Genomic DNA, 11,333 nt, shown 5'->3' on the forward strand with positions numbered 1-11,333 from the left:
ATTTAAAAATTTCTTTTAAAATTTAATTGTTTTGTAATTAAAGGATGAAATTTGAGTAAACTTTTGCTATCTATATTTTTTGTTATATTTTTTATAAACGGTTGTGACGTTTCTAATAAAATAGAAAATAATGTCATAAAAAAAAAACCAAGTTTTTTTACAAAAAAATCAAATTTTATGCTTTTAAATTTTGATTCGGCTACAGAAAAAATTATTTCAAAAATACTAAAAAACAATAATAAATTTGCATTCAAAAATACATTATTTTTCATTGATTTATTAGAAAATAATACCAATATTCTCATAAATACAGAAAAATTAACAGATTTAATAAAAAATAAATTTGTTGAAAAAAACAATAAAATTAATTTTCTAAAAAAAGAAATAATTCAAAAAAATAAAAAAAAATTAGGTTTATTAAAAATAAAAAATACACTAGATACTAGTACTGCCATCTTAATATCCCGTAATAATAATGTAAATTATTATCTCCATAGTTGTATTTCTGGTAAAAATGAACCTTTTTTATTAAAAATAGAATTAATACTGGTTAAAACAGGAGAAATAGTATTCATGCAAAAAGAAAAATTTTATTGGTAGGAATAGTATATAAAAAAAGTATATTCTATATACGCATATAAAAAAAATAATATAATATTATGAAAAAAATATTTTTACATCTATTTTTAGATTTTAAAAAATTAATTTTTTATTTAAAATGATATAAATACTATTTTTTTAAAAAATTTTAGTGTTACTAAGAGTAGCCCTTTCTACTGAAATTTATATAATTCAATGATTAATTACTTTTTGAATATAAAAAAATAGATTTCTCTATTTATATACCAGTAGAAAGTTCTAACTCTTAATGATTAGATTTTAAATTAATTTCAAAAAAAAATATATATTCTCATAAAATTAGAAATGATAAACTATCCCAGCACCAATTGTATTATCTATAGGCATATTATTTTTTTTCGCCGAATTACTATTATTTAATAAATTAATTTTATAATTCATATATGTAGAAATGTTCTTATTAAAATCATAACGAGTAGAAATATTAATTTCTTTTGCTATTTCTAAATCTTGATAACTAGAAGAATCTTTTGTATTCGCATTTTGTCCTTTAGAATCTAAATAACTAAGAGAAGGATGAAATCCAGAATGAAAATTATATTCTGCAATAGCTTCAATATTTTGAGTTCTATTAATATATGGTTGTTCTTTAGATGCATCACTTTGACTAACAAGATTAAATGATGGTGTTAAATTACGTGCTTCACCATAAAAAGCCGCAATATATATATCATTAGCATCATATTTGAAACCTAATCCATACGCTCCTATAGAAGGATTTTTTATATCTTGATTAGCCGTATTAGATTTAAATCTTTCGGAAGAAAAAAAAGAACCAATAGCAGTAAGTCCAACATCACTTTCATATTTTAAAGAAGCACCCCAACCAGTACCGTTTTGCTGACGTTCTGATCTATTTTTAGATTCATCTTGATATTGTAATGCAAAACTAACTCCATCAAATAAACCAAAAAGATTATTATTTCTATAAGTAAGTACGCTATTACTTCTTCCTATCATATAATTATCGTTATAAGAAAACACATTATTTTTATTAATGTATGGAATATGATTATTAGTTAATGATTTTACATCATAAAAAATACCATAATTACGACCATAATCTATTGAACCCCAATTACCATATTTAAAACCGGCATATCCTAAACGTACAGTATTAAGATGTTGTTTGTCTAATAATTCTTCTGGTTCAGACAAATCAGTTTTATATTCAATCGTTGCATAACTTAAGAGTTCATCACTAATATTTATTTCTCCTGATAAACCTAAAATAGCATTTGTATCATCTTTATGAGATGTAATTTTAGTTGACAAAAAATCATGAGATAATGCATGGTTGGGATTTATACTACCATATAATTCAAGTTTATTACCATTTTTGTTGAATATGTCTAAAGCATTCGCTCCATTACTAGTAGCTAATAACATTGGTATTAAAATTGCTAAGGATTTATGATTTATCATAATTTTTTATATTACCTTTTAGTAAAAATAACTTAAATCAATATCAATATATTATTAAAATATTTCTTTTTTTATATTTTTTTTAAATACTAAAACCAAAAATCATTTAATAAATATTAAATATTATAGTTAAAAATTAGCATTATTAACAGTACGTGGAAATGGAATAAGATCTCGTATATTTGTTACTCCAGTAACATAAGAAATTAATCGTTCAAAACCCATTCCAAAACCTGAGTGAGGAACTGTACCATATCGGCGAAGATCTCGATACCACCAATAATCTTCTTTTTTTAATCCCAATTCTAACAAACGTTCGTCTAAAATTGAAATACGTTCTTCACGTTGAGAACCACCTATGAGTTCTCCGATATTAGGAACTAATAAATCTATTGCTGCAACAGTTTTTTTATCGTCATTCAATCTCATATAAAATGCTTTTAATTCTTTTGGGTAATTTTTTATTATTACTGGAATCTTAAAATATTTTTCTACAAGAAAGCGCTCATGTTCAGAAGATAGATCACAACCTAAAGAAATAGAATTGTTAAATTGAATCTTAGAGTCAATTAAAATATTTATAGCATCTACATAATCTATACGTATAAAATCTACTAATAATAGTTCTTCTAAACGATTAACTATATTATTATCAATATAGGTTTTAAGAAAAGTAATATCTGACATGCAATTTTTTAAGAGAGATTTGCAAATGTATTTTAACATATACTCAGCAAAATCTGATATATCATTTAAATTTTTAAAAGCTGATTCTACTTCCAACATCCAAAATTCTGCTAAATGACGACTAGTATTAGAATGTTCAGCTCGAAATGTAGGACCAAAGGTATAAACTCTAGATAAAGAACAAGCATATGCTTCTATATTCAACTGTCCCGAAACAGTTAAAAAAGATTCTTTTCCAAAAAAATCTTTTTTAAAATCAACGGATTTATCTTTATTCTTAGGAATGTTTTTCATATCTAACGTCGAAACACGAAACATTTCTCCAGTACCTTCGGTATTTAAACTAGTTATAATTGGTGTTGGAACCCAGTAATAATTATGCTTATAAAGAAAACGGTGTAAAGATTGTAATATATAATTTCTTATTCGAGCTATTACACCAATTAAATTAGTTCTAGATCTTAAATGTGCTACTTCTCTTAAATATTCCATACTATGTTTTTTAGCAGATATTGGATAAGTCTCTGGTTTCTCAATCCAACCTAAAATTTTAATTTTTTTCAACTGAATTTCATATTTTTGTTTTTCTCCAATTGATAATATTAATATTCCAGTAATTACCACAGAACATCCAATTGTTAGATGTAATATTTCCTTATAATAATTAGGTAAACAATCATTCGCTACTACTTGAATAGTATCAAGACATGAACCATCATAAATTGTAATAAAAGAAAAACCAGATTTTGAACTTCTTCGGCTTCGCACCCATCCACAGATAGTAATAAGACTATTTACTATAATATTCTCTTTATATATATCTGATATTAACACTGTATTCATACAGTCTTTCCTTTTATAATTTTTACTTATTTAAAAAGTAGACTATTATAGAAATAAATTTTTAAAATAGTAAAAATTTTTTATATTCTAAAAAAGTTAATTAGGGATTAATAAATTACAAAACTCATAATATAAAAAATTTAAAGTTTATCTATTTTTTAATGGTACATTAAATACTTTACATAAATGTTTTAAAAAATTATGGTCTAAACAAAATGTTTTTCCGGGACTATCAGATATTTTAGCTACAGGTTTTCCATTACATTTCACTAACTTAATAACAATATTTAATGGTTTTACATATGGAATATCACAAGTTAATTTTGTTCCTATACCAAAAATAACATTGATCCTTTTATTGAATTTTTTATATAAAGATATAATTTTTTTAAAATTTAAATTATCAGAAAATAATAATGTTTTAGTACAGGGATCTATTCCTAGTTTTTCATAGTGTTCAAGAGCTTTTTCAGCCCATTTCACAGGATCTCCTGAATCATGTCTGATTCCCTGATAAGAAGAAGTAAAATACAAATTAAAATCACGTAAAAAAGCATCCATGTTGATTGAATCTGTAAGAGCAATATTTAAATTATTATTATACTGATCTAGCCATGTTTGTAATGCTAAAACCTGACTATTTTTTAAATTTTTTCCAATCTGTTGATGAGCTTGAAACCATTCATGAGCTTGTGTGCCTACTGGTGGTATTTTTAATATACGAGCTATATGATAATTACTAGAACCGATTAAAAAAGGAAAATTTTCTTTTAATCTTTTCACAATAGAATATTGTACATTATAAGAAAATCTTCTTCTTGTACCAAAATCTACGATTTTTAAATGTGATAAATCTATATATTTTGTATAATTAAAAAATTTTATTAATTTAGTATCTAAATATTGTAAAGCAGATTTAGAACTAATTTCTGGGGAAAAATTACCATGAAAAACTTCGCTAATTAAAGCTAAAATTGGAACTTCCCATAATATTACTTCTTTCCATAATCCACTTATACGAATATGCAATTGACCTTGATGGTTGTTTATTTTCACCTGTGAAACATTATAACGAAATTTTTTTAACCAATGTAAATATTCTTTCTTAAAAAATGGAAAAGAGGTCATATAAGTATATTCTTCATGACTTAAAGATAAAGACTTCATCATATTAATTTGTTCTAATAAAACATTTGAATAGCAACCTAAAAAATTATCTCCTCTACAGAGAAATTCGGCAACTACATTTACATTTTTATAATGATAAAAAACAGCTTGTTGCATATGAAGTTTATATGCATCAGTATCAAGTAATGTTTTTACTATTGGATAATTATATTGTTTCATAGTATTGTTTTATTTTTTCATTCTATTTTTTCATATAAAATAACTATACATAATAATTATTTGCTATTTTATATTTTAATTATATCAAAAATTCACAAGAATATTATTGAAATTTTTTATAAAAATATAAAATAAATAAAAAATTTATTAATTTTTTAAAAAAAATAGTATATAAAATTATTTTTATTTATTTTTATAGAGAATATTTTTATTTTAGTATTTTATACTATATCAAAAGGAATTATAATGTTTTATTATTTCATTCGTAAACTGTTATTTTTAATAGAACCTGAAAAAGCACATTTTTTAACATTAAAATATCTAAAAATAAAAAATATTAATCTATTTAATTTTTTTTATAAAAATAGAATACCATCAAAAAAAATTAAATGTATGGGTTTAACTTTTAAAAATAAACTTGGTGCTGCAGCAGGAATAGATAAAAATGGAGAATATATAAATTCTCTATCAAAATTGGGATTTGGTTTTATTGAGGTAGGAACTGTTACTCCTTTACCTCAAATAGGAAATCCAAAACCTAGAATTTTCAGAATAATTCCCATGGAAGGTATAATTAACAGCATGGGATTTAATAATCTAGGCATAGATAATTTAATTAACAATATAAAAAAATCTAATTTTAAAGGAATAATAGGTGTTAATATTGGAAAAAATCACAATACCAGAATTGAAGAATCAATTAATGATTATTTAATATGTATAGATAAAATTTATTGTTATGCCAGTTATATTGCAATTAATATTTCATCACCTAATACTATTAATTTAAGAAATTTACAATACGGAATTCTTTTTCAAGATCTATTATATAAAATAAAAAAAAAACAAAAAGAACTTCATAAAAAATATTTAAAATATGTTCCTATAGCAATTAAAATCTCACCAGACCTCTCAAAAAAAGAATTAATTTATATTTCAAAAAAATTAATTAAATATAAAATAGACGCAGTAATTGCAACTAATACAACACTAGATCACTCATTAGTGTCTGGATTAAAAAATAGTTTTCAAAAAGGCGGTTTAAGTGGATTGCCTTTACAAAAAAAAAGCACTAATATAATTTCAATACTATCAAAAAACTTAAAAAATGAAATTCCTATTATTGGAGTTGGAGGGATTAATTCTATAAATTCAGCTAAAGAAAAAATTAAATCAGGAGCTACTTTAATACAAATTTATTCTGGATTAGTATATCATGGTCCAACACTAGTTAAAAAAATTATTAATGAAATATAAAATTTTTATTATATATTCTTAATATTTACCTTTTTGAGATGGAATATGTACTAAATATTTATCAAAATTTTACAATAAATATAACTATAAATTTAACTATTAAGATCTTATGAATTATTTATAGAATTATATATCTGAAAAAATCTTAGATATAATATAAAAATAATTTTTAATTTTATAAAACTTATAATAAAAAATGAATTATTTATTCGCAAGTACAAATTTTGGAACTGAGAAATTACTAGAAAACGAGCTTTTATCTTTAGGAGCTAAAAATATAAATATAATAAATGGAGGAATTTATTATGAATCTAACGATCTATTATTATATAAAAGTTTAATGTGGAGTCGAATTGCTTCACGTATTTATTTATGTATAAAAAAATTTACTATTAGTAATGCTAAAGATCTTTATAATAATATATATAATATCAATTGGACTGAAATTTTTGATATCAATAATACCTTTTTAGTTAATTTTAAAGGAACTAATAATATTATTCGCAATAGTTTATTCGGAGCACTAATAATTAAAGATGCAATCGTTGATCAATTTAAAAATAAATATTCTTCTCGTCCAAATATAAACTTTATTCAACCTGATATTCGAATAAAATCATTATTAAATAATAATATTCTACATATCATGCTAGATTTAAGTGGAGAATCTTTAAATAAAAGAGGATATCGTCAATTTTGTAATACTACCCCTATTAAAGAAAATTTAGGCAGTGCAATTGTATTAAGTTCGGGATGGAATCAGAATATACCTATGATAGATCCTATGTGTGGTTCAGGAACATTGTTAATTGAAGCAGCTATGATAGCGTCTGATAGAGCCCCTGGGTTAAAAAGATCAAAATGGGGATTTCAATCATGGAAACAATATAATGATAATCTATGGCAAGAGGTTATCAAAGAAGCTCAAGAACGATTCAAAATAGGTATAAAAAAATGTTTTAAAAATTACTTTATAGGATATGATTATGATACTGAAATTATAAAAAAAGCTAAAATAAACGCATCAAATGCAGGTGTATTAAAAATAATTCAATTTTTAACACAAGATTTAAATAATTTAAAAAATATTTATAAAAAAAAGACAGAAGGAATACTATTAACTAATCCACCATATGGAGAAAGACATCAAACTGAAAGTCAATTAGTAGGCTTGTATATACAAATAGGAAAAGTATCAAAAAAATATTTTAATAAATGGAAATTATCAATATTTAGTTCATCAATATTTTTATTAAATTTTGTACAAATGCAGTCATACGAACAATATTTTTTTAAAAATGGTTCATTAGATTGTATTCAAAAAAATTTTTTAATTTTCTCAAAAAGTTCTAATATTGAACAAAATGAATTTAAAAACAGATTAAATAAAAACTTTAAAAAATTAAGAAAATGGGCTAATCTAGAAAATTTAGAATCTTTTCGTATTTATAATGCAGATTTACCAAATTATAATATAATAGTAGACATTTATCAAAAATGGATAGTAATTCAAGAATATAAAGCTCCAAAATCAATAGATCATAATCAAGCATTTAAAAGATTATGTCATGCTATTTACTATAGTAAAGAAATATTATCTATTCCTATAAATAATATTATATTAAAAACTAGAAAAAAAAATAAAAATAAAACACAGTATCAAAAACTATTTAATAGTAGTAATTTTATTATTATTAAAGAATATCATGCAAAATTTTTAGTAAATTTAACAGATTATTTAGATACTGGGTTATTTTCAGATAAAAGACTAATAAGAAAATTATTAGGGAAAATGGCTCAGGGAAAAGATTTTCTTAATTTATTTTCATATACTGGAACTGCGAGTGTTTATGCTGGATTAGGAAAAGCAAATAGCACTACTAGTGTAGACATTTCTCACACTTATATAAAATGGTCTATGCGTAATATGTGTCTTAATAATTTAACAAGTTCTCAACATCATTTTATTCAAGCTGATTGTCTGAAATGGCTAAAAAAAACTAATCAAAAGTTTGATCTTATATTTGTAAATCCACCGACCTTTTCTAATTCTAAAAAAATGAACCAAGTTTTTGATTTAAAAAAAGATTATATGAGTATAATCGTGCATTTAAAAAGAATTTTACATCATAATGGTGATATTATTTTTTCAAGTTCTACAAGAAATTTTGAAATTAATTTGAATTATATTAAAAAAATACAATTATATGCAAAAAAAATTACCAAAAAAATACAATCGAAAGATTTTTTAAAAAACCCAAACGTTTATCATTCCTGGTTAATAAAACATGTAAAATAAATTCAAGGAAAGAAAATTTATGTCTTTAATTAATATTCAAGATGCTTGTTTATCATTTAGTAATTTAGAAATATTAAATAATAGCACATTTCATATCAAAGAAAATGAAAGAGTTTGTTTAATTGGTAAAAATGGAACTGGTAAATCTACTTTATTGAAAATTATTACTAAAAAGCAAGAATTAGATCATGGCCGTGTTATTTATAAAAATAATATAAAAATAGCTTATTTAAAACAAGAAAATCCTAAAAATCTTAATATTTCTATATATGATTTTATCAGTTCGGGATTAAACGAAGATGAAATAAATCCAAAAAAAAATATTGAACAAGTTGTAAAAATAAAAAAAATAATTGAAATAATTAAACTAAATAAAAATACTTTGTTATCTCATCTATCTGGAGGTTTATTAAGAAAAGCTGCATTAGGTCGTGTCCTAGTAAGAGAACCTGATATACTATTACTCGATGAACCTACAAATCACTTGGATATAAAAACAGTTAAATGGCTTGAAATATTTTTAAAAAAATTTTCTGGTAGTATATTATTTGTATCACACGATAGAAATTTTATTCAAAATATATGTACGCGTATTGTAGATCTTGATCGTGGAAAATTAATTTCTTGGCCTGGTAATTACAATAATTTTATAAAATTAAAAAATGAAAGTAATCGTATTGAAAATATACAAAAAAAATTATTTGATAAAAATCTAGAAAAAGAAGAAAAATGGATTAGAAAAGGTGTTAAAGCACGTTCTACTCGTAATGAAGGAAGAGTTAAAAATTTAAAAATATTACGAAAAGAACATGAAGATTATAAAAAGATAGAAAAATTAAATAATGTAAAAATTAACGAATCTAAAAATTATTTAGGGAAAATAATATTTAAATTAGAAAATGTAGATTTTTTAATAAATAATAAAACTATTATAAAAAATTTTTCATCGATTATTCAACATGGTGATAAATTAGGATTAATTGGTAATAATGGATGTGGAAAAAGTACATTAATTAAAATCCTTACAGGAGAAAAAAAACCTCAAAAGGGACAAATTTATATAGGTACAGGACTTAAAATATCATATTTTGATCAAAATAGATCTGTATTAGATCCAAACAAATCTATTTTAGAAAATATAGCTTATGGAAAAGAAAAAATTATGTTGAATGGAAGAGAACAATATACAATCGGTTATTTGAAAAAATTTCTTTTTAAACCTAATCAATTGCAATCTTTAGTAAAAACATTATCAGGTGGTGAATGTAATAGATTACTTCTAGCTCGATTATTTTTAAAACCAAGTAATGTTTTAATTCTTGATGAACCTACAAATGATCTAGATTTAGATACTCTACAATTATTAGAAAAAATTATTATTAATTATAAAGGTACTGTTATAATTGTTAGTCATGATGAAACATTTATTAATAATACAGTAAAAAAATGTTGGTGTTTCGAAAAAAATGGATTAATTAATACCTATCTTGGTAATTATGATCATTTAAAAAAAGAAAAAAATAATTTTAAAAAAAATATTCAAATAAAAATTAAAAATAATTTTAAAAAAAATATTCAAATAAAAATTAAAAATAATTTTAAAAAAGAATTACATTCAGTATTATCTACAATAGAAAAAATTGAACTCAATATTATAAAACTACAAAAAAAAACGAATGAACCTAATTTTTTTAAAAAAACATTAGAAGAAAAATTACCAATACTAAAAATGTTAGCTCAACAAGAAAAAAAGTTAGAAAAAAAAATATTACATTGGGAAAATTTAGAAAAAAGTATTATCAATAGTAAAATATAAAAAATTAAGAACTAATAAAAATAATTTATAAAAATAGATTTTTTAAAGTTCCATTTTTTCTAGAATCATAAATTTATATATTATATCTATATTTTTCTCATGCAATTTAAAGAACAGCACTTTTTGAAATTAATAGAACAATTTTCACATTGAATAAAAAGAAGATGACAAAAATTGTAATGACAATTAATGTAAGTATCAGAAGGTTGTCCACATTGTTTACAAAATGATATTATATCATCTGAAATTTTTTCACTCATTCGATTATCAAAAACAAAATTTTTTCCTTTAAAAAGAACTGGAAAACCATTTTTTCGAGCATCATGTACATAACCAATTATACCTCCTTCTAAATGAAAAATATTTTTAAAACCATTAAAAAGCATCCAAGCAGTAGCTTTTTCACAGCGAATACCACCTGTACAATACATAACAATTTTTTTGTTTTTAGCATTTTTCATTAATCGTATTACATTTTTTAATTGTTCTCGAAAAGTTAAACTTTTTATTTCTATTGCATTTTTAAAATGACCAATAGCATATTCATAAGAATTTCTCATATCAATAAATATTGTTTTTTTATCATTTAACATTAAATTAACTTCTTTTGCTTTGAGATAAATACCAACATTATTAGGATTAAAAAATTTTTCTGTAATTCCATCTTGTACAATTTTCTGTCTAATTTTAACAGAAAGAACCCAGAAAGATTTTTCATTATTTAATGATTTATTTATACGTAAATTATTAAGTTCTAAATTAAAATTATACAAAAATTTTTTTATAAAAAAATAATACTTTTTTGGAACGCTAATTTGTGCGTTTATCCCTTCAGTAGCTATATAAATTCTTCCTAAAACATTATATTTATAAAAATTTTTATAAAATTCATCACGACATTCTTGAGTATTTTTAATAGTAAAATATTTGTAAAAAGACAAAGTTAAACGAGGTTCTTTTTCAAAGAACATGCGTTTTTTTAATTCTTTTTTAGAAATAATATTATATAAAATTGACATT

Annotated in this window: 8 protein-coding genes; 4 read left to right on the forward strand and 4 right to left on the reverse strand. The window is 22.3% G+C overall.

Annotation, left to right across the window (positions count from 1 at the left end; translation table 11 throughout):
- Positions 1-51: 51 nt before the first annotated feature.
- Positions 52-600 carry a hypothetical protein gene (locus tag D9V61_RS01825; RefSeq protein ID WP_158339538.1) on the forward strand — a complete coding sequence of 183 codons (549 nt, stop codon included), beginning with the start codon at positions 52-54 and terminating at the stop codon, positions 598-600.
- A 318-nt stretch (positions 601-918) separates the two neighbouring features.
- On the opposite strand, the gene D9V61_RS01830 is transcribed toward D9V61_RS01825, so the two are convergent.
- The 3 genes from D9V61_RS01830 to pncB all read right to left on the reverse strand — a co-directional run bounded on the left by D9V61_RS01830 (position 919) and on the right by pncB (position 4,941).
- Entirely contained in the window at positions 919-2,064 is a 1,146-nt protein-coding gene (locus D9V61_RS01830) for a porin (protein WP_158339539.1), read from the reverse strand.
- Between the two features lie 129 nt (positions 2,065-2,193).
- Positions 2,194-3,594, reverse strand: coding sequence for an asparagine--tRNA ligase (gene asnS / locus D9V61_RS01835; RefSeq protein ID WP_158339540.1), 1,401 nt, complete (start codon positions 3,592-3,594; stop codon positions 2,194-2,196).
- Between the two features lie 147 nt (positions 3,595-3,741).
- Positions 3,742-4,941 carry a nicotinate phosphoribosyltransferase gene (gene pncB, locus D9V61_RS01840; protein WP_158339541.1) on the reverse strand — a complete coding sequence of 400 codons (1,200 nt, stop codon included), beginning with the start codon at positions 4,939-4,941 and terminating at the stop codon, positions 3,742-3,744.
- Between the two features lie 246 nt (positions 4,942-5,187).
- Here pncB and pyrD point away from each other — a divergent pair, with 246 nt between their 5' ends.
- From pyrD to D9V61_RS01855, 3 genes are all read left to right on the forward strand, one after another.
- Positions 5,188-6,198, forward strand: coding sequence for a quinone-dependent dihydroorotate dehydrogenase (gene pyrD / locus D9V61_RS01845; RefSeq protein ID WP_158339542.1), 1,011 nt, complete (start codon positions 5,188-5,190; stop codon positions 6,196-6,198).
- Between the two features lie 196 nt (positions 6,199-6,394).
- Positions 6,395-8,497 carry a bifunctional 23S rRNA (guanine(2069)-N(7))-methyltransferase RlmK/23S rRNA (guanine(2445)-N(2))-methyltransferase RlmL gene (gene rlmKL / locus D9V61_RS01850; RefSeq protein WP_158339543.1) on the forward strand — a complete coding sequence of 701 codons (2,103 nt, stop codon included), beginning with the start codon at positions 6,395-6,397 and terminating at the stop codon, positions 8,495-8,497.
- A gap of 19 nt (positions 8,498-8,516) precedes the next feature.
- A complete protein-coding gene (locus D9V61_RS01855) occupies positions 8,517-10,313 on the forward strand; it encodes an ATP-binding cassette domain-containing protein (protein ID WP_158339544.1) in 1,797 nt (598 codons plus the stop codon).
- An 86-nt stretch (positions 10,314-10,399) separates the two neighbouring features.
- Here the strand turns inward: D9V61_RS01855 and D9V61_RS01860 are convergent, their stop codons facing one another.
- Positions 10,400-11,332 (reverse strand): rhodanese-related sulfurtransferase, encoded by a 933-nt coding sequence (locus D9V61_RS01860; protein ID WP_158339545.1) that lies wholly within the window; start codon positions 11,330-11,332, stop codon positions 10,400-10,402.
- Position 11,333 lies beyond the last annotated feature (1 nt).

Origin of the sequence: Buchnera aphidicola (Acyrthosiphon lactucae) (assembly GCF_005083565.1) — a bacterium.
Classification (GTDB): Bacteria; Pseudomonadota; Gammaproteobacteria; order Enterobacterales; family Enterobacteriaceae; genus Buchnera; species Buchnera aphidicola_AH.

Excerpts from the sequence above, each read along its gene's own strand:
- D9V61_RS01830 (WP_158339539.1), bottom strand. The coding sequence starts at position 2,064 with ATGATAAATCATAAATCCTTAGCAATTTTAATACCAATGTTATTAGCT.
- asnS (WP_158339540.1), bottom strand. The coding sequence starts at position 3,594 with ATGAATACAGTGTTAATATCAGATATATATAAAGAGAATATTATAGTA.
- pncB (WP_158339541.1), bottom strand. The coding sequence starts at position 4,941 with ATGAAACAATATAATTATCCAATAGTAAAAACATTACTTGATACTGAT.
- pyrD (WP_158339542.1), top strand. The coding sequence starts at position 5,188 with ATGTTTTATTATTTCATTCGTAAACTGTTATTTTTAATAGAACCTGAA.
- rlmKL (WP_158339543.1), top strand. The coding sequence starts at position 6,395 with ATGAATTATTTATTCGCAAGTACAAATTTTGGAACTGAGAAATTACTA.
- D9V61_RS01855 (WP_158339544.1), top strand. The coding sequence starts at position 8,517 with ATGTCTTTAATTAATATTCAAGATGCTTGTTTATCATTTAGTAATTTA.
- D9V61_RS01860 (WP_158339545.1), bottom strand. The coding sequence starts at position 11,332 with ATGTCAATTTTATATAATATTATTTCTAAAAAAGAATTAAAAAAACGC.